The 20,557-nt window shown below is 36.1% G+C and carries 19 protein-coding genes and 1 pseudogene; 11 read left to right on the forward strand and 9 right to left on the reverse strand.

The features are described 5' to 3' along the window. The first annotated feature begins 122 nt into the window (after positions 1-122). From hprK to MHI02_RS06405, 5 genes are all read left to right on the forward strand, one after another. Entirely contained in the window at positions 123-1,073 is a 951-nt protein-coding gene (hprK, locus tag MHI02_RS06385; protein WP_341165768.1) for an HPr(Ser) kinase/phosphatase, read from the forward strand. A 225-nt stretch (positions 1,074-1,298) separates the two neighbouring features. Further along, positions 1,299-2,738, forward strand: coding sequence for a PTS mannitol transporter subunit IICB (locus MHI02_RS06390; RefSeq protein ID WP_204798425.1), 1,440 nt, complete (start codon positions 1,299-1,301; stop codon positions 2,736-2,738). Positions 2,739-2,762: 24 nt separating this feature from the next. After that, a complete protein-coding gene (locus MHI02_RS06395; protein ID WP_341165769.1) occupies positions 2,763-4,838 on the forward strand; it encodes a BglG family transcription antiterminator in 2,076 nt (691 codons plus the stop codon). Between the two features lie 19 nt (positions 4,839-4,857). After that, positions 4,858-5,295, forward strand: a complete 438-nt coding sequence (locus MHI02_RS06400) for a PTS sugar transporter subunit IIA (RefSeq protein ID WP_047183925.1) — start codon at positions 4,858-4,860, stop codon at positions 5,293-5,295. Continuing rightward, the gene (locus tag MHI02_RS06405; RefSeq protein ID WP_341165770.1) at positions 5,296-6,456 is read left to right on the forward strand and encodes a mannitol-1-phosphate 5-dehydrogenase; all 1,161 of its coding nucleotides are present in this window, start codon (positions 5,296-5,298) and stop codon (positions 6,454-6,456) included. A 110-nt stretch (positions 6,457-6,566) separates the two neighbouring features. Here MHI02_RS06405 and MHI02_RS06410 read toward each other — a convergent pair. The 7 genes and pseudogenes from MHI02_RS06410 to MHI02_RS06440 form a co-directional block, all read right to left on the reverse strand. Next, positions 6,567-7,800, reverse strand: a pseudogene (locus MHI02_RS06410) (MFS transporter). A gap of 14 nt (positions 7,801-7,814) precedes the next feature. Next, positions 7,815-8,243: a MarR family winged helix-turn-helix transcriptional regulator gene (locus tag MHI02_RS06415; RefSeq protein WP_312030830.1), complete on the reverse strand. Its 429-nt coding sequence runs from the start codon at positions 8,241-8,243 to the stop codon at positions 7,815-7,817. A 281-nt stretch (positions 8,244-8,524) separates the two neighbouring features. Continuing rightward, complete coding sequence (locus tag MHI02_RS06420) at positions 8,525-9,280, reverse strand: amino acid ABC transporter ATP-binding protein (RefSeq protein WP_047183927.1); 756 nt, start codon at positions 9,278-9,280, stop codon at positions 8,525-8,527. A 21-nt stretch (positions 9,281-9,301) separates the two neighbouring features. Then, a complete protein-coding gene (locus MHI02_RS06425; protein WP_257456873.1) occupies positions 9,302-10,018 on the reverse strand; it encodes an amino acid ABC transporter permease in 717 nt (238 codons plus the stop codon). A gap of 12 nt (positions 10,019-10,030) precedes the next feature. Continuing rightward, the gene (locus MHI02_RS06430) at positions 10,031-10,738 is read right to left on the reverse strand and encodes an amino acid ABC transporter permease (protein WP_257456877.1); all 708 of its coding nucleotides are present in this window, start codon (positions 10,736-10,738) and stop codon (positions 10,031-10,033) included. Positions 10,739-10,759: 21 nt separating this feature from the next. Beyond that, complete coding sequence (locus MHI02_RS06435) at positions 10,760-11,632, reverse strand: transporter substrate-binding domain-containing protein (RefSeq protein ID WP_060667858.1); 873 nt, start codon at positions 11,630-11,632, stop codon at positions 10,760-10,762. Between the two features lie 213 nt (positions 11,633-11,845). After that, positions 11,846-12,997 (reverse strand): acyl-CoA dehydrogenase family protein, encoded by a 1,152-nt coding sequence (locus MHI02_RS06440; protein WP_047183930.1) that lies wholly within the window; start codon positions 12,995-12,997, stop codon positions 11,846-11,848. Between the two features lie 226 nt (positions 12,998-13,223). On the opposite strand from MHI02_RS06440, the gene MHI02_RS06445 reads away from it, so the two are divergent. Both MHI02_RS06445 and MHI02_RS06450 read left to right on the forward strand, forming a co-directional pair. Then, positions 13,224-13,688, forward strand: a complete 465-nt coding sequence (locus MHI02_RS06445) for a flavin reductase family protein (RefSeq protein ID WP_047183931.1) — start codon at positions 13,224-13,226, stop codon at positions 13,686-13,688. 163 nt (positions 13,689-13,851) lie between these two features. Then, positions 13,852-14,325 carry an NADPH-dependent FMN reductase gene (locus MHI02_RS06450; RefSeq protein WP_341165771.1) on the forward strand — a complete coding sequence of 158 codons (474 nt, stop codon included), beginning with the start codon at positions 13,852-13,854 and terminating at the stop codon, positions 14,323-14,325. 170 nt (positions 14,326-14,495) lie between these two features. Here the strand turns inward: MHI02_RS06450 and MHI02_RS06455 are convergent, their stop codons facing one another. Beyond that, positions 14,496-14,825, reverse strand: coding sequence for a hypothetical protein (locus MHI02_RS06455; RefSeq protein WP_047183933.1), 330 nt, complete (start codon positions 14,823-14,825; stop codon positions 14,496-14,498). Between the two features lie 126 nt (positions 14,826-14,951). Between MHI02_RS06455 and MHI02_RS06460 the strand changes: the two genes are divergently transcribed. From MHI02_RS06460 to MHI02_RS06475, 4 genes are all read left to right on the forward strand, one after another. Continuing rightward, positions 14,952-16,655 (forward strand): sulfate adenylyltransferase, encoded by a 1,704-nt coding sequence (locus tag MHI02_RS06460; protein ID WP_047183934.1) that lies wholly within the window; start codon positions 14,952-14,954, stop codon positions 16,653-16,655. A gap of 253 nt (positions 16,656-16,908) precedes the next feature. Further along, entirely contained in the window at positions 16,909-17,184 is a 276-nt protein-coding gene (locus tag MHI02_RS06465) for a hypothetical protein (RefSeq protein ID WP_257456884.1), read from the forward strand. A gap of 264 nt (positions 17,185-17,448) precedes the next feature. Continuing rightward, entirely contained in the window at positions 17,449-17,850 is a 402-nt protein-coding gene (locus MHI02_RS06470) for a DUF4302 domain-containing protein (RefSeq protein ID WP_257456886.1), read from the forward strand. 481 nt (positions 17,851-18,331) lie between these two features. Further along, positions 18,332-19,552 (forward strand): dicarboxylate/amino acid:cation symporter, encoded by a 1,221-nt coding sequence (locus MHI02_RS06475; RefSeq protein ID WP_257456888.1) that lies wholly within the window; start codon positions 18,332-18,334, stop codon positions 19,550-19,552. Positions 19,553-19,592: 40 nt separating this feature from the next. Here MHI02_RS06475 and MHI02_RS06480 read toward each other — a convergent pair whose 3' ends face one another. Next, positions 19,593-20,006, reverse strand: coding sequence for a VWA-like domain-containing protein (locus MHI02_RS06480; protein WP_257456889.1), 414 nt, complete (start codon positions 20,004-20,006; stop codon positions 19,593-19,595). Positions 20,007-20,557 lie beyond the last annotated feature (551 nt).

Consider the following 20,557-nt stretch of genomic DNA (forward strand, 5'->3'; position numbering starts at 1 on the left):
GGGAAATCTTTCTCGTCCGGGGATTGCCGTAAAAATCTGCATAAGTGCAACTAAGGTGACTATTCTAATATTCTAAAGTATAATTCTATTCATTAATATCTTTATTGGACGGTGAATGTAGGATGAAACAAATAACAGTTGAGGACTTAGTTCATAAGTTTCAATTGAAAGTGCTTGCAGGAGAGAACCGATTACAAAATGTGATTACACAATCACGTGTGCATCGACCAGGATTAGAGTTTGTTGGACATTTCGATTTTTTTCCAACAGAAAGAGTTCAGATTTTGGGTAGAAAAGAAGTTACCTATTTACATAAATTAAGTGAAGAAGAACGAAAGATACGAATTGGAAATATCGTTCATTACCATCCACCATGTTTTATCGTAACTAGTGGTGAGGAAGGTTTAACTTATTTAACGCATCATTGTATAGAAGAGGGAATTCCATTATTAGTAACAAAACAACCGGAGATCACATCGGACTTTATCCCAAAATTAGATGCTTACTTAATAAAGCAATTAGCGGAGGAAATAGCCATACACGGAGTTTGTATGAATGTATCAGGAATAGGTGTTTTAATTCGAGGTAATTCTGGAGTAGGAAAAAGCGAAACAGCCCATACATTAATTCGTCGTGGTCATCGTTTAGTAGCGGATGATATCATCGTATTAAAAAAGCTTAGTCCACAAACAATCCTAGGTACCCATGATGAAAAAACCAAGGAGTTTCTAGCATTACGTAGTATTGGGTTAATGAATGTAGTGCGAATGTATGGACGCAGGGCTTTTCAAGATGAGACACGTATTACTCTTGATATTCATCTGACAAAATGGGAGAAAGATGCCTTGTATAATGAGTTGGAACAGGAAATTAGTTACACAGACTATATGGGCGTGAAAATTCCTTCTATGGAAATTCAGCTTCAACCCGGACGTGATGTGGCTGGATTAATTGAAGCAGCTGCGAATAATTGGTATTTAAAACAGCAAGGCTACAATGCAGCGGAAGAGTTTTATAGTAGAATTGAGGCGGATTTAGAGAAATCAAGGACGCAGGGTTCATCGTCTCAATAAATAGGTTAAAGGAAAGAAAATAAGATAAACTAAATTATTGTAAAGCTGACAGATTTGGAATTTCCAATCTGTCAGCTTTTTTAATTATAAAAACTCTCTTTCCATATACTAAATAAACTATTGTCAACATGAGACTTGTCAAAAATGCTTTTGGATGTCGTTGAATACGAAAATGAAGCAGAGTTACAATAATATATATGTTTCGATAAGAAAGGAGAGCTAGTAATGGCTGAAAATAAAGGAATGCGTGCCAAGATTCAGCGTTTTGGAAGCTATTTGAGTGGTATGATTATGCCGAATATTGGTGCGTTTATTGCATGGGGGATTATCACTGCCCTCTTTATAGAAGATGGTTGGTGGCCAAATGCAACGATTGCTACTTTAGTTACCCCAATGATCACATATTTGCTACCATTATTAATTGGTTTTACTGGTGGTCGAATGATTTACGATCTTCGTGGTGGTGTAGTTGGTGCCACGGCAACCATGGGTGTCATTGTCGGTGCAGATATACCGATGTTCTTAGGTGCCATGGTCATGGGGCCTTTAGCAGGATATTTAATGAAAAAAATTGATGAAGCATTTCAAGGGAAAGTCAGACAAGGGTTTGAAATGCTTTACAATAATTTCTCTGCAGGTATATTAGCAGCTATCCTAGCAATTGCTGCAGTACTTGGTATTGGGCCACTAGTTGAAGGCCTAAACCATGCTTTAGCTAGTGGTGTTGAAGTAATTATCGGTGCTGGTTTATTGCCACTTGCCAATATTATTATTGAACCAGCAAAAATTCTTTTCTTAAATAATGCGATTAACCATGGGATTTTAAGTCCTATTGGGGTTGAACAGGCTGCGGATGCAGGAAAATCTATTCTGTTCCTATTAGAATCTAACCCAGGACCTGGTTTAGGTATTTTGCTTGCATTTGCAATCTTTGGAAAAGGTGCATCCAAAAGTTCCGCACCTGGTGCAGCAATCATTCAATTTTTAGGTGGGATTCATGAAATTTATTTCCCTTATGTAATGATGAAGCCAATGTTATTTCTTGCGGTAATTGCAGGTGGCGTTAGTGGTGTATTCACGTTCCAATTATTTGATGCAGGACTTGTTGCAGCAGCTTCACCAGGAAGTATTTTTGCGTTACTTGCCATGGCTGAAAGAAATAGTTATTTAGGTATTATCCTAGGTGTTCTTGTCGCAGCGGCAGTTACCTTTATCGTTGCAGCATTTATTCTAAAATCAAGTAAACAAGAGGAAGAAGATTTAAGTGCAGCAACAGACAAGATGGAAGCGATGAAAGGGAAGAAGAGTACGGTTGCTAATGTCTTAAGCCAAGACCAAGTAGAGGAAAATCGACCACAAGAAGAAGTGAAAAAAGAAAAACAAGCGGAAGAAGTCAACAAAATTATCTTTGCGTGTGATGCTGGAATGGGATCTAGCGCGATGGGGGCTTCCCTACTAAAAAATAAATTTAAAAAGAACGATATTAACATCGACGTAACAAATAAAGCAATTAACGAAATTCCGAATGATGCGGATATTGTTATCACTCAGAAGGAATTAACTGACCGTGCAAAAGCGAAAATTCCGGATGCAGAACATATTTCAGTTGATAATTTCTTAAACAGTCCGAAATACGATGAGTTAATCGAACGGCTTAAAAAATAAGTGTAATCAAAAGGGGTGAGTGGTTTGTATATATCTGGTCGAGAACGGAAAATACTTTTACATTTGCTAACTACCATAGAGGAAGTAACGGTAAAGGATTTAGCCGAAATTCTTGAAGTCAGTGAAAGAACCATTCACCGTGATTTAAAAAAGATTGAGCACACTTTAGCTAACTATCATTTGAAACTCATCAAGAAAATGGGGCTGGGTTTACGTATTGAAGGAAAAAGTAAAGATAAAGAGCAGCTTCAATCTATCATTACAGGTGAAGCTACTACAGATTTTACACCAGAAGAACGAAGAGCAATCATACTTACGATGCTTCTTGAAAAGAGAGAACCAATTAAGTTATTCACCCTAGCACATGAATTGGGGGTAACAAGCGCTACCGTCAGTAGTGATCTGAAACATCTAGAAGATGAGCTTCAATCCTTTGATCTCATCGTTGTCCGAAAAAAAGGGTTAGGGATTACGATTGCAGGAAATGAAGCAAAAAAACGGTCTGCGCTTAGTTACTTAGTTTCACTAAACATTCCCCCAATTGGACTTGCAAATCAGTTAAGAAACCATATCCAACAAAACTCAAAACGCCGAAACCATATAACGGATCGATTAATGGATTTTGTAAATCCTAAACACCTAGTAATAATTGAAAAGCGAGTGGAACAAGCTAGTAAAGACCTTCCTTATGAACTTGCTGATAGCGGATATATTGGATTAGTGGTTCATCTTACTTTAGCGATACAAAGGATACAAAATGGAGATGTCATTCATTTCGATGATGATTATTTGCGAGAAATAGAGGGAACAGAAGAATATAGGATTGCAAAGAAAATCATTCAAAAATTGGAGTCCGATCTTTCCCTTAACATCCCAAATGATGAAATAGGATATATTACCATGCATTTACTTGGTGCAAAATTACGGACGGACCGGAATAATCTGATGGAAGATACTAGTTTGGATATAGCCTTAAAAGCAAATGAACTGATTCAAAGTGTCAGTAAACTGTTAAACAAAGATCTTACGGATAATAATAAACTATTACATGATTTAACCGTTCATTTAAAACCGGCAGTTTTTCGCTTAAGGCAGGGAATGACCATTAAAAATCCGATGCTAAAGGAAATTAAAAGGGATTACTTGGATTTTTTCCAAATGGTTCAAAAGGGTGTTGAAGAAACGTTTCCAGATATAAATTTTCCGGAAGATGAGATAGGGTACCTTGTGCTTCATTTTGCTGCAACGTTACTTCAAATAGAAGGAAAATCTAACTTGAAAGCACTTGTCATTTGTTCAAGTGGAATTGGTACATCTAAAATCTTAGCTACCAAGCTAATGCAGATAATCCCTGAGATCCGTACAGTTGAAAATAAATCGTTATTTGATCTTGAAGATGATGTGACGGAGGAATATGATCTTATCATTTCAACTATCCCGTTGGAAAGGTTTGAAGGAAACTATATTTTAGCATCACCAATGCTAACGGAAACGGAAATTCAAAGAATTAAGAAGGAAATAAGGAAAAAAACACTTATACCAAAGAAAAAAAGGCATAACGAAGAAGTGCATATTCAATCCCTAAAAAAATTAGAATCCATTCAAAGCTACTCTAAGGCAATTATGGATTTATTAGGGCACTTTTCTGTCAAACCTGTTTCTGAACGTAAGTCAATAGAGTCTATTTTAAGTTCTATTTGTATGGAACTAGAGGAATGTAAAATAATAGATAATAAAGAGGCAATTTTAGTTAAATTACTTAATAGGGAGAAATTAGGTGGTCTTGGTATACCAAATACATACCTATCCCTTTACCATGCGCGTTCAGAGCATGTTGTGATTCCGAACTTTAGTATTTACTCTTTAAAGAATCCATTAATTGTACAAGGTATGGATGGAGATCCTATGGAGATGCATCGAATTTTACTCATGCTTGCACCAGAAGCGCCCGATAATGAAGTGTTGGAAGTATTTAGTTATTTAAGTAGTTTAATGATACAAGAGCAGGAAACGGTCAAAATGTTTGAACATGAAAACGAACCATTGTTAAAACAGTTTCTTGCAAAGAAACTTTATGAATTTATAAAAGAGAAAATTTAACTTAGGAGTGTGTGACAACATGGCAAAAGAAATTTTAAGTAAAGACAATATTCATCTTCAAGTAAAACTAAATTCAAAAGAGGAAGCCATTCGCTATACAGGTAAGATCTTAGTCGATGGTGGTTATGTCGAAGAATCTTATATTGAAAAAATGTTAGAGAGAGAAGAAGTAACATCAACCTATATGGGAAATTATCTTGCCATTCCACATGGTACGGAAGATGGAAAGAAAAATGTATTAGAAACAGGTTTATCCGTTGTCACGGTTCCTGATGGGGTTGACTTTGGCGGTGGAAATATTGTCAAAGTATTAATCGGTATTGCTGGAAAAGGAGACGAGCATTTAGAAATTTTATCTAAAATTGCGATTATCTGTTCTGAAGTTGAAAATATTGAAAAAATCGTAAATGCAACATCCCAAGATGAAATTCTTAGCCTATTAGAAGAGGTGAATTAAATGCTAGCTGTACACTTTGGTGCTGGGAATATTGGCCGTGGGTTTATTGGCGCCTTACTTTACCAAGCAAATTATCATACCACGTTTGTCGATGTGAATGAGACCATTATTAATGAAATCAATCAAAAACAAGAATATAATGTTGTCCTTGCTTCAGAAGATAGTGAAACATTAACGGTTAAAAATGTTTCTGGAATAAACAGTGTTTCGAATCCAGATCAAGTAGTAGAAGCAATTACAAAAGCAGATATTATTACAACAGCAGTAGGTCCGAACATCCTAGCGATCATTTCTGAATTAATTGCTAAAGGATTAAGAGAACGTGCGAAAACCAATCCAAAGGAATTAAATTTGATTGCATGTGAGAATATGATTGGCGGAAGTGCTTTATTAAAGGAAAAAGTCTTTGAACATATTTCAGAAGATGAAAAAGCTACGTTTAATGAACTTTATGCCTTTCCAAATGCAGCAGTAGATCGCATTGTACCAAACCAGAAAAATGATGATCTCCTCCAAGTTTCCGTGGAGCCTTATTTTGAATGGGTAGTTGAGGAAACCGCCATTAAAGGAGATAAACCAGAAATTAATGGTGTTACCTATGTGAAAGATTTAAAACCATATATTGAGCGTAAATTATTTACCGTGAATACAGGACATTCCGTACCAGCATATGTAGGTCGTTACATGGGTTACGCAACCATTAATGAGGCAATGAAGGATAAAAATATTCAGGAGATTATTGAAGGTGCATTAAATGAGTCTGGTGAAGCATTGATTCAAACCTATCAATTTGATCGTACACAACATCAAGCGTATATTCACAAAATTATTGATCGCTTCAAAAATCCATATATATCTGACGAAGTAACAAGAGTTGCTAGAGGACCAATCCGTAAACTCGGGTCCCAAGACCGCTTAGTCAAACCAGCAACAATGTACCTAGATGTAACTGGAAAAGAGCCAATCTATCTAGCTAAAGTTATCGCAGCAGTCCTTGAATATAAAAATGAACAGGATGATGAGGCGCAAAAACTTCAGCAGATGATTACAGAAGATGGTTATGAAAAAACTTTACAAACAGTATCTGGACTAGAATCTGACCATCCATTAGTTAAGACAGTATTAAAGGAATTAGAGGAAATTAAGGAATTAAGAAAATAGTTAGGTACCAAATGAATAATAGTTATGTTATATAAATCAAAAGAGGCGATCAAACAGTGATCGCCTCTTTTGTTCTTTATATATTTATGAAGATATAAGAGAGTTAATCATTAAATCTCCTCTATCTCTCCTACCTTAGCTTTACTATCGGGCGAAAGAATAGAACCTTCCTTTCTTCCATGCATGAAATAATAAAGGATGGTAGTTGCTAGTACTAATATTCCCATTGTCACGTATAAATAACGATAACCAGTTAGTGGAATGATAAATCCTAAAAGGTATGGTCCAAAACCAAGTCCTGCATCAAGTGCGATATAATAGGTTGATGTTGCAAGGCCAACACGCTCTGGAGAGGTCGCCTTAACAGAAATCGCTTGAGCGGTTGATTGCATATTTCCATATCCGAGTCCAATTAAGGCACCAGCTAATAGTAATGGAATGCTTGTTGCTACTCCGCTTAAAAGTAGTAAACCTACCCCAAAAATTATAAAAGCTGGATACATGACCGAATTAGCGTCTTTTTTATCCATTAATCGGCCTGTGAAAGGTCGTGAAACCAATATAGCTACAGCATAGACAACAAAAAATAGACTTGCCACATTAACCAAGTCAATCTCCATTGCATAGAAATTAATAAATGATAGAACACTAGAATAGGCAAAGGATAGAATAATAACAACTAATCCAATTGGCAATGCCTTTGGTTCAATAAAATTGGAAAATTTAAACGCATGTTTATGTTTTTGTACTGTATCTTCCTCTAGCCTTTCTATTACTGGAATATTTACAAAGAGTGCGATTATAAAACTAATAATTCCTAACGCAGTACAAAAGCTAAAAATGGTTTGATAGCTTGTATGTTGCCCCATATATAGACCGAAGAAGGGGCCGATTGCTGTAGCTAGTGTAATACTCATGCTGTAATATCCAATTCCTTCTCCTTTACGTGACTCTGGAATAACTTCGGCTACAATGGTTCCTGTTGCAGTACTAGCCATTCCAAGTGCAAGTCCATGAAGAAAACGGGTTAAAAAGTAAGAATGTTATTCCGGATTCTACAAAATATAAGAGTGAAGTAATTATAAAAAAGATAAGTCCAAAATATAACATTTTCTTATTACCAATGGTGGTAATCAAACGTCCGAGAAAAAGTCGGCCAATTAATGTTCCGATAATAAAAATACCTGTTACAAGTCCAGCCTGACTCTCTGACGCGTTTAATTGATCTACCGCATAAGCTGCCATTGTTACTAATAGTAAATAAAAAACCAAATATAAGAAAAAGTTTGCAGTAGAAACGATAGTAAAGTCTTTGGTCCATAATTTTGCTTTCGATTGATTCACTAAAATCTAACTCCTTACTTATTGATATTATTTCTAATTACATCCATAATTCGAACGGCCTCTAACCGTTCCTCTTCAGTTATTCCTTTTAGAATACTCTCTTCAAATTGATCAATGGTAACACGAACATCTTCATAAATGTTCATACCGATTTCTGTAAGCTTCATTCTTTTTTCACGCTTATCTTTTCCGGGAATTTGTTCCACATAACCCAATTCCTCTAGGCGGCTAACTGTTCTTGTGATGGTAGGTTTTTCAACACCTTGATAATGGGAAATCTCAACATTCGTCGCAGAACCATTATTATACAAATAGTAAAGCACAGTCCACTGTGCCCGATGTAATTGGTGTTTATTGAGTTGTTCATTGAGACGATTTTCAAATGGCCGATATAATAAAATAAGCTTGTGAAAAAACTTTTGTGAAGTCTTAATTGAAAGCACCTCCTTAAATAGTTATCTTCGGTAATAGTTATCATGGGTAACTTTTGTATTATACAATATGTTGAAAGAGATGTCTAGTATTCAAAAATTACTGAAATTCCTTATAAAGATTAGTCGCACTTACTGCACATTTAGGTGGGTTATCGTTAATGGAGGTCTGGTTAAAACGTTCTGTGAGGATTTAAAAAGGGAATGCCAGCCATCATATGGAATGATTGAAGCGCGTTGAAAGAATAAAACCCTACATATGTGACAAAAACACATTTGTAGGGTAAAAGTTCTTAAATATTATAAATGTAATCCTCAGGTAAAACTCTTCTTAAAAAACGTTGGGTTCGTTCTTCTTTCGGATTTTCAAAGAATTCTTTTGGTGAACCTTCTTCCACAACTACACCACCATCCATAAAGATTACTCTGTTCGCTACATCTTTAGCAAAAGACATTTCATGGGTAACGACTAGCATGGTTGTTCCTTCTTTAGCGATGGTTTTCATCACCTCTAAAACTTCACCGACTAATTCCGGGTCTAATGCTGATGTTGGCTCGTCAAAAAGGATGATGTCTGGATTTAAGACGACAGCCCGTGCGATACCAACACGTTGCTGCTGTCCACCTGATAACTCACTAGGATAGGCATTGTATTTTTCAGATAATCCTACTTTATCCAATGCTTCTTTTCCCATTTTTATTGCTTTATCTTTAGGAATAGCTCTGCCAATAATAAGTCCTTCTGTTACATTTTCTAACGCAGTTTTATTATTGAAGAGATTGTAGTTTTGAAATACAAAAGCAGTTCTTTTTCTGATGGTATTTATTTGTTTTTTAGAAGCCTTATGAAGGTCTACTTGAATATCCCCAAAAATGGCTTTACCTTCATCTGCTTTTTCTAAAAAGTTAATGCATCGTAGTAAGGTTGTTTTACCAGAACCACTTGGTCCAAGGACGACCACCACATCGCCTTTCTCAATCTTTAAATTTACCCCATCTAAAACTGTGTTTTTTCCGAATGATTTTTTGATACTTTGAATCTCTAACATGATTTCACCACCAAAATAGATTTACGCAGCGGGAGCGATTTTGTATTTTCTTAATCGTTTTTCCATTCGTTTAAATCCGTATTCTACTAAACTACAAATCATTAGGTATATGATAAAAATATCCATGTAAGCCTCGATATAGTTGTAACTAGCATTTGCCGCTACTTGGGCTTTTAACGTGATTTCTGGTAGAGACATGGCATATCCTAAAGAAGTTGCCTTAATAAGATTGACGGTAGCATTACATATGTTAGGTAGTCCGACTACTAATGTTTGCGGAATAATAATTCTAATAAATGCTTGAACAGTCGTTAGTCCAACCGAATAAGCAGCTTCTAGTTGTCCTTTACTAACGGTATTGATCGCCGAACGAAATACTTCTATTAATGTTGCCGTTGTATTCAATGAAAAAACAATTAATGCATACCAAATAGGGTTGACATCATAAACATTCATTTGGATATTATATTTTTCAAATATGGTTGCGAGTAGAAGGGGAACACTATTGTAGATGATAAAGATCTGAACGATGACAGGCGTCCCTCTAACAAATGAAACGTAAACCCGGGAAAATTGACTTAAAATCGGCATTTTGTTGATACGTGTTAACGCTAGTAAAAATCCTAGTGGCAAGGCAATGAGTAATGAAATAACTGTAATAATCATGGCCACAGGAACCCCAGATAGTGCTATAAAAAAGGTATCTATTAGAAACTCAAAATCCAATCCGTTTGACACACTGTCACTCCCTTAAACTGTTTTCAGATTTTTCTTCCCTTTACTAAAAGTTTTTTCCAGTTTTAAGAAAAACTGTTCTATTAGAATGGAAAGGATCCAATAAATGATAGAAAGTCCAATGTAGATTTCTAATGCATGTGAATTATAGTTCCCTGCTATAATAAGATTTGCCTTACCCATTACATCGATTAATCCGATGGTATAGGCTAGGGCCCCTTCTTTCATTAATTCCAACAAGCTATTTCCAAAGTTTGGTAAGGCTACTACAAAAGCCTGGGGGAAAATAATTCGCCTATAGGCTTGAGTATTACTTAAACCAACAGATACTGCTGCTTCATATTGTCCCTTATCAATAGATTCATAGGCTGATCGAATGACTTCAGACATGAGTGCACCAAATTGAAGGGTGAAAGTAATTACGACAAAAAAAGCTGCACTCATATCGTTCAGATTGATTCCAAAGTTTATAGCAATTGCTGGAACCCCATAATATATTAAAAATAGTAGAACGATGGATGGGGTACATCTTAATACGGTTGTATACCCATGGGCAATATTTTGGGAAATCTTGTTTTTTCCTAGTTTCATCACAGCTAAGATTAATCCTAGCAGGCTTCCGAATAGGACGGAAAGGCCTGCTATGATAAAGGTTACCTTTAAATAGGGGATGAGCGTAGGGATCGATTCCCATATATATGTGGTATCAAAATATTTCTCCATTTTGCACCTCTATTTTCTTGTTTATCTGTCCACAGATTCTAATACTTCGAATAAGTCTCTGCCATAAAATTCTTCACTAAGTTCATTCAGTTTCTTTTCCTCTTTAAGTTGTTTGATTGCTTCATCGTATGCAGCGGCGAACTCTTCTTCATTTAAATTGAATAATGGCCATGTTTTAATCACATCGAATTCATTGTAAACAACATCTTCTACTAAATTATGATATGGACCATCTTCAGCGATAACTTGCTTCTTAAAGGGACCTTCAATGATGACTCCTCCATCTACACGTCCTTCATTCACCCATTGCACCACATCAACAGTGAATTGATCTCCCGCATCTAATTGAACTGGATTGTCAGGGTTTTTTTGATTGTATTCATCAATGACAGTGTATTGTGCATTATTTGCTGCAATTGGTGCCAAAGTCATGCCATTTGAAGCAAAGTCTGATAAGGATTTGATATGTTCATTTTCTTTCTTCAGCACAAGACCGATGCTACTTAAACCAAGAAATTCTTCAGGATAGATAAAGTTTTTTGCCCTTTCTTCTGTCCAGAAAGCATTTTTAACTCCTACGTGATATTTTCCTTGCTGAACACCGATTAGTAAGTCATCGCTAGTTGTCCCTACATATTCAAATTCATATTCTGGTAATAGCTCATCAACTAATTTTAATACCTCAACATCATAACCGGTAGGATTTCCGTTATCATCCAACCAAGAAATAGGTTTAGAGGCTTGGTCGTAAGCTACTTTTACCGTTCTAACATCTGAATCCCCCGAATTGCCTGAATCCGTATTGGATGCATTATCTGATCCACCACAACCTGCTAACAAGGTGATTAAAGCAATTCCTGTTACTATCCCTTTTAGAAACTTCTCCTTTTTCATCTTTACATTCTCCTCATCCACTTTTTATTTTCATATTTATAGAGGTTGTTCAAAAAGTCCGGTGAAAATGACACTTCGACGTTTCTCGTTGGCAATTTAGCCGACCTCGGTCCTTTTGAACATTATATAATTAAAAATGAAATTATTATTATAATTTACCCCTGTTTAGTCGGATTAGTGACGAAGTGAGACAAGGGATCTGTCCCTCCGTCTCTAAAATTCAGCAATAGATTTTCCTGCTAATTGCATGATGGTCATATCATCCATAGGCGGGTTATGAAGTCCTGCTCGAACATCACGGTAGTAGAGTTGAAGATTACTTTTCTCTGAAAGACTTCTTGCACCAACAACTCTCATAGCCAAATCAACAACGTTTACAGCCTTGTTTACTACGGATAACTTAACAGCACCAAGTTCTGGTCCCATTGTTGCTTTTGTTTCTTCATTACTTTCATCCCATTTCTTCGCAACGGAGTACAGAAAATGTTTCGATTCTAATATACCAAGTTCCATTTCTCCTAATTTTTGTTTTACATTTGGTAATTCCGAAATAGTTCCTTTAATACTGTTTGGTGAGTAAGTAGTTGCGAACTCTAATGCAGCCTTTTGTGCAGCTTGTGCAATTCCTAAATAGCATGCAGGAATGTGTAAAAGCCAACCAGCAGGTGTCTTATTACCCGGTGTCATGATTTCAACAAGATCGTCTTTTTCCACATGAACATCTTCTAATACAAGGTCGTGACTTCCAGTTCCACGCATGGCAATAGAATCCCATGTTTCATCCACACTTACTCCTTTTCTATCACGCTTGATTAGGAAATTCCCCACATCATCCGTGCCATCAATGGACGCACTCACAATAAAATAACTAAGAATGGGGGATAGTGTTGTAAAAGTTTTTCTTCCGTTGATCACCCATCCGGTATCTACTTCTTTTGCAAAAGTTTCTGGTTTGCCCCCACGGGTAGGACTGCCTGTTGCTGGTTCAGATGCGGCACTATTTAGTAATGCACCCGTTTTTACAACATCACGAATAACAGACTCGTACTTTTCTTTCTTCCAGTTTCTTTTTTCACCCAGTTGTTTCATAAGTCCCATATGCCATCCTATGGAAAGGGCAGTTGATCCATCCGCTTTCCCAATTACTTCTTGGTAGCATAACATTTCATAAAGAGATATTCCTAGCCCACCGTATTCCTTTGGTACTGCTAATGCAGGGTATCCAATTGCTTTTAATTCCTTAAAGTTTTCATAAGGGAATGTTCCATTTTTATCATGGCCTAAAGCGCGTGCGGTAAAAGGTTCTACTGTTTTTGTTAATAATTCAATCCGTTCTTCCATTGTATTTAGTTCTAGTAAATTCATTGTTTTCCCTCCAGTGATGATTTAGTAAATTCAATCTGAATAATTAGAACTATTATTCCATTACTTATTAAACGATTTCATAGTATTTGAAAGAATTAACCATAGTTTGTAACTAGGAATAGTATATTATATGATATAATACTATATATGCAATGGTTTTGTATAGTGGGAATATTTTAAAATAAAGGGGATTATTATTTTTAAAGAAAGTGAAGGGGGATTTTTAATGGATGACAACCAATTTCGAAATGCAATGGGAAAGTTTGCGACAGGGGTTACAGTGGTTTTAACTGAGGTGAACGGGGCAGTTCATGGAATGACAGCAAACGCTTTCATGTCCGTGTCTTTACATCCAAAATTAGTGACTGTTTCGATAAGTGAAAATGCCCGTCTTCTAAATAAAATTAAAAGTAGTAAAGTATTCTCGGTTAATATATTAGCTTCCAATCAAGAAGAATATTCAAGAGTGTTTTCGGGAAAATTGAAAGATGATTTTCGCATAGAATTTGACTATCTAGACGGAAAACCAGTTTTACCAGGATCTTTAGCACAAATAACGTGTGAGGTCACTCAAGAACATACAGAAGGGGATCACATCCTCTTTATTGGAAAAGTGACTGATACTCATGTAGAAGAAAAGAAACCACTTATATTTTACGGTGGGAAATACCATTCATTGGACGATAAGTAATAAGAGGCTAACTATCATGAAGTCGCTCCCACCACTCTAAACAACATAGTTGAAAGAAAAAGCAATTAGGAGTTCCGCAACTCAAAAGTCCGGTGAGTGCCGGAATGCAAAGTTATGCATGAATTTATTAAACATAACAATCATTGGAAAAGGGGATGTAATAGTGAACATTGTTGCACTTGTTGGGAGTATTAGAAAAGAGTCGTACAATATGCAAATCGCAAAAATAATGCAAGAACGTTATAAGGATAAAATGAACATAAAGATAGCAGATATTCGTTCTTTGCCCCATTTTGATCAAGACGAGGAATTAGATCCACCGTCCGTCGTGAAAGACTTCAAACAAGAAATTCTTTCTGCCGATGGGATTATCATTGTAACACCAGAATATAATTGGTCTATATCAGGAGTATTAAAGAATGCATTAGATTGGGCTTCTCGTGGGAAAAGGGTGTTTATGAAGAAACCCGTGATGCCATTAGGAGCTAGTTCAGGAATGGTTGGAACGCTTCGTGCCCAAACACATTTACGACAAATTTTATCTGCACCTGGGATTCAGGCAAATGTTCTTTCCCCAGGTGGCAATGAAGTTCTTATTAATTTGTTCAACAGAAAATCGAGGAAAATGGCCAGTTAGATGAGGATACATTAACATTTTTAGATAGTGTTATTGAAAAGTTTGTTGATTTAGTCAAATCCAATTAATCTAGTTTACCGTTCAAATCGGACTTCCTACACAAGTACAAACCTGTCATTCGCACATCCTGGATGGTGAATGACAGGTTTTCTAATTGTTCCCGAGGATGTTTAATCCGAATGTTCCATTAAAAATTTTTTATCATCTTTAGATAGAGATTGTCCGTTAATTTGTATATCTTCCTTAAGGAGTGCTTTCCCATCCATCAACATATTTTCCGATAATACACATGGAATTACCCATTTTATTGGTTTTCCTTCTAAATCATAAAATAAATAACCCTCTTTTTCATCATATATAAATGAATTGATTTTCATGTTTGGCGTAATGAATAGTGTTAACTTTTCATTGTCATTCCACATTATTTTAACCAATATTTTTTTCTTTGTTTTCTTTTCAACTAATGCTTTTAAAGTACTTATTGATGCCGATTCTACCATTATAAAACCTCCATAATAGGGTGAAATAATCTCGTTTAACAAGAACAGAGAACTTGTCCACTAGCTCTTATTTTTAGAATATAACAGTTTTTGTTTGAATATACAAAATAGTAGGGAGGGGATATAATGTCTGAAATAAATTTTGCGAGTTTTCCCCAGAAGCCTCATGGTGGAAAATTGGTAAATGGTGTTTTAACGGGAATAGAACTAGAAAAGGCTATGGAGAAAGCGAAGGAACTACCGATGATTATGGTAGACTTGGAGGCAGTTATTACATTGGAAATGATTGCAACTGGTGTTTTATCTCCAAATGAAGGTTTTATGGTTGAGGAAGATTACATTTCCGTTTTAACAGAAGGTCGTCTGAAAAATGGGGTTGTTTGGCCAGTTCCTTTAAGTTTTGCTCCAATTGGAGATCGAAATAAAGAAGTGATAAAAACGTTGTCCGTTGGAGATGAAGTAGTGTTAGCGGATGAAACGAAGGAACCGGTCGCCATTCTTAAATTAGATGATATTTTTCATTATGAAAGAGATTTTCGGGCTACACATCTATTTGGTACGAAGGATCGGAACCATCCAGGTGTAGATTCTATTTATAGAAGGATGGGGGATACGGCTTTAGGTGGGCCAATTCAATTACTTAGAAGGGTGCATTGGGGACCATTTGAAAACCTTAGAATGGAACCAAAGGATACGTGGAAATTGTTTTATGAACAAAAGAAATTTCACTCTGTCGGCGGATTTATTACTGGAGCAAATCCACTGCACCGTGGTCATGAGTATATTCATAGAAATGCACTTGAAGAATTGGATGGTTTATTTGTACAGCCCTTAGTAGAAATGGCGAAACGTGAGTACACAAGGCATGAGTTTCGCATGTTATCTTATCGTAGTGTGCTAGATACGTACTATCCGAAAGACAGAACCGTGCTTGCGCCATTGCGTGTTACGTATATTTTTGCTGGTCCTCGTGAAGCGGTTCTTCATGCGTTAATCATGAAAAATTATGGATGCACACATGCGCTAATTGGCCGCGACCATGCAGGTATTGGAGATTATTATGATAAATATGCAAGTCATTCCATTTTCGATGAATTCACAGCCGATGAGTTAGGTATTGATATTCGATTGTTCCATGAAGTGTTTTATTGTACGCGATGCGATAACCCTGCAACGGAGCAAACATGTCCGCATGGTAAACAATATCGCATAAATATTTCTGGAACTGGAATCAGGGAGCTTCTGCGTTATGGGGTTCTTCCACCGAAAGAAATCGTTCGTCCGGAATCAGCTCGGATTGCGATGCAAGGGGTGCAACCTAAAGGGGTGGATGAGAACAATCAGGCAATTAATCCAGTTGGAAAAACAATTAAAAGTATTTTCCCTTATTACTTAGAATCTTCACGGATTGGAGGGCCGAAGAGAAAAAGTCCTCTAAAAGTTGAAGAATTAACGATTGAAGACTTGGAAAATGTAATTCGTGATGTTCGTACCAATGCAGACCGAGTTTATAAAGGCATATTTGATGAATTTAGTTATGTAACCGATACATTGCGTTCCACTCAAGATGATTGGGTTTCAGAAGCGCGTGAGTCTATTTATAAACAACAGGAAATGGTTGTAGAATATTTGGAAGAAAAAGTGAATAAAGCACCAGAGAAGGCTTCAGATGAATTTATGTATCAAGATCGGGGAGAAGCCCAGCACGAACTTGAAGTAGCACGGAAAATTTTTGATGATATCCCAGCAGCATTACGTGAAAAGGACTTAGAATACCGCATTTGGAATCCATTACCGTACAAACGTTATCGTGGTAGTGATGAAGAGTAGGGAAAATAGTAAATAATAATGAAAGTGCATGGCAGTATCTACCATGCACTTTCGAAAATGTTAACGCATTCAATTAGTTTTACCTCTATATTTTCTTGAATGTTTATCTCTCTTCAAACTTACCTTTACTTCATGCATTCCTCTAAATTTATTTGCTTCATTTTCTTCTTTAATCGGTCATTTTCGAAGTTTATATTTAACCCAGATGGATAAAATGATTAAAAAATCCTGTGTATTTAAGGAGGCACTATCCATGGAAGAAACCATCGTAAAGCTACTTGGTTTAGAGGATGATTATAAGCAAATAGATGATGAGGCGGAAGAAGTATTTGCTGCCTATTTAGGCGAAAACAATAAGAATCACTTAATTTTTTTGCGAAACGAGCGGACAGATGATCCTATTAAGATGCTAGCTCTAATACCCAAGATTAAACGGAAGTATTTGTATCATAGATTAAACAATGAAATGGGACTAAGCGTTGAGATTAGTCAACGATCTGATAAAAGTATGGATTATAGGTTTCTATAAAAGGATGTACAAAAACTCCGGTGAAAATCACACATCGACGTTGGCTTGCTTTTCCTAGTAAGTCGTGGAATCAAAGAGGCTTTTTCTAGTGCTTAAAGCTACACCGTCTCGAACTGCGACGCACAGGAAAAGAATGAAAGGAAGTCCGACTAAAACAGCCTTTGCGGTTAACGCCGACAATATCCGCAATGGACATTGTGTATTTAGCCGACCACACCCTTTTTGAACACGCATTATTACAACGATGACAAGGACGAATAAACAATGAGACTAACAGGACTTAAAGATGATTTCCTCTTACTATCGAAACAGTCAAACGGACTATCGATATATTCTGGAAAAAAAAACAGTAATATTCTTATTTTTCATCCGATAGAGGAACTAATGAAACCAACTGAAATATTAGATAATATTAATGACGAAGAAAGAAATTATTTGTTTGATAAATTAAATAATGAACATGAATTAGTTGTCTATATTCGGAAATTACCAATCATAAAGAGTTGCTATACCCTGTTTTATCATGTTTTTGATGATGTACTTCGTTTTGTGTTTCATTCCATGCATCAGGAGTTGTTGGAATATATAAAAGAAAAAGCAAAACTCCCCAATTTCAAATATACTGTAGTGAAAGACGGTATTATGAAAGAAGTTCCATATTTTTAATTGGTGAGAAAGTAAAATGACGCTTGGGACGTTTTAAATACCCAAGCGTCATTCTTTTTGAAAAATAATAAGGTATAAAAATTTATTTTATTAAATCATATCAAGGCCATTCGGTAGTGAATAAAGTTTACTTTATCCCACCTCAAGCCTCTTGGGGAACAAAGAAGGCGGGTTGGAGATCAACTGCCGTAAAGGTCCAATAAAAAAACACAAAAGATGTTCTATTATATCATCGTTTTTCGTATTAATATATAAAATAATTCACAATACATGGCCTGGTACACGCTACATTCATGTTTAGTTGCTGCTGGAATTGTAACCGCACTCAAGTTAGTGTGGGGAAAGAATTCAATTCAACTAATGAAGGGAGGTGTACTTTTTTATTTAAAGAAGTCATAAAAAAGGTTGATTAGGAAAACGTCCATTAAACTGCCATTCTGGTTAAATTCCCAATTTTGTTATAACGAAAGGTGGTAGTAAAATGAGTTTAACCAAAAAGATTTTAATTGCCCTTGTTCTTGGTGTGGTAACGGGTATCATATTAACTTTTGTGCCAGAAGCTGTTTTTTCTAAATTAGATACGTATCTTTTAACTCCGGTTGGTCAAATATTTATTAATCTAATCATGATGCTTGTAGTACCAATTGTTTTTGTTTCCATCGTTCTTGGAACAGCTGGTTTAGGTGAACCGGCAAAATTGGGGGGAATTGGAGTACAAACGATAACTTTTTTCCTTGTAACAACTGCAATAGCATTATGTATTAGTCTAGCATTAGCATTTGCTATTAAACCCGGTACTGAAGGGGTTTTTGATGTGAGTATCGCGGATTATGAAGCAAATGAAGCCCCTCCAATTATGGAAACACTCGTAAATATTATTCCAACGAATCCGGTTTCTTCTATGGCCGCTGGTGATATGCTACAAATAATCGCCTTCGCCATCTTTGTCGGAATTGCTCTTGCCATTTTAGGAGATAAAACCAGTGGGATTCACCGTTTATTTGATCAAGCAAATGAGGTTTTAATGTACCTGGTGAACGTAATTATGAAAGCAGCTCCATATGGTGCGTTTGCATTGATTGCTTCCGCGATTGGGGGAGCGGGTTTAGATGCCATTGGATCGATGGGTGCATATATGGGGACTGTTATTTTAGGTCTGTTTATTCATGCGGCTGTCACGTATACGATAGCTATTTGGTTTCTTGGCAGGGGAAATCCGATAACTTTTTATAAAGGATTCTTTCCGGCGATGTCGGTTGCTTTTAGTACCGCTAGTTCAAATGCAATTTTACCAATTTCCATGAAAGCGGCCCAGGAGAATCTTGGAGTTAGTAAAAGTATTAGTAGTTTCGTCCAACCATTGGGAGCTACTGTTAATATGGATGGAACGGCTATCATGCAGGCAACAGCTGCAGTATTTATTTCCCAGGTCTATGCTATACCCCTTGATTTCACCGACATTATTTTGATTATTATTACTGCTACCTTAGCTAGTATTGGAACTGCTGGTGTACCTGGTGTTGGATTGATCATGCTTGCCATGGTTCTCACACAGGTTGGTCTCCCAGTGGAAGGGATTGCGCTCATTATTGGTATTGACCGTTTATTGGATATGCTTAGAACTTCGATAAATATAACCGGGGATGCTGTATGTGCCTATATTATTTCGGAAAATGAAAAACGTAAAGGAAAAGCTGGTTAAATGAATAAAGCCGCCTTATTTAAAAGGCGACTTTATCCAATTAGACCAAATTCAATGTTTTTCCAAACGGAACTTGTGGTTTAAATTTGTCTGGAATTAACCAAATCACTTCATAGTCAATTTTTAGCTCATCCCAAAAATATCCGGTGACATCTGTAATGTAAAAGAAAGTTTCAATCCCATTTTCTTGTCCCCATTCTAATGCCTCCGTATAGGATGCTCTTCCATGCGTATGAAATGTAATGTTTTTTGCTTGTTTTGTGTCTGTTACTTCTCTCAGTTTAAAATCAGCTAAAACGAGAGGGGTCTCTGCTCTCACTTGCTCAAATAATTCAATGATTTGACGTATTGTTTCAATTGGGTATTCATCTGTGGATACATCAACACCTAGAGCAATTTTCTTTTCCTGTGATTTGTTGATTAAATCTAATAATTGCTTTTGCCATTTCAACATTCCCACCGTCCTTATTCATGATGTAAACAATTGTATTATATGGAGTAATTTAATAGTTAATTGTGGAAAAAATATCTAATGTCTCGATTGGTTTAAGTTAGCACCGTGATACGCTTATTGGAATATTATTTTTTCTAATATTGATTCTAATTGTTTATAAGGCGAATAACTTAGAAACAGTGAAAAAAATCCTTCATCAAGTCAATGAAGGACGGAATAACCTAAAAGTACAATGGAAAGTCCTTCAATAAACAGATGAGGATATTTAGTATCTTTATTAGATGATGTTCAAAAAATCCGGTGAAAATAACATGCCACTAAAAAAGGGGAGGCGTGAGTTGGGCGCAAAGCCCGTTTTTAGTAGGCCTTCCTTTAAAAAAGTTCGTTGACTTGTTTTTCATCCTCTTTTTAAAAAACACACTATCAGATATTAAAAACAATGTTTAACTATTAAGTTTATTACATGGTAATATAAACTACTCACTATTTATTATAATACTTATTGGGCAGCAATTCCACCATCCATTACTAATTCTGAACCTGAACCAGTA

Origin of the sequence: Oceanobacillus sp. FSL K6-0118, from assembly GCF_038006665.1 — a bacterium.
GTDB classification, from domain to species: domain Bacteria; phylum Bacillota; class Bacilli; order Bacillales; family Amphibacillaceae; genus Oceanobacillus; species Oceanobacillus caeni.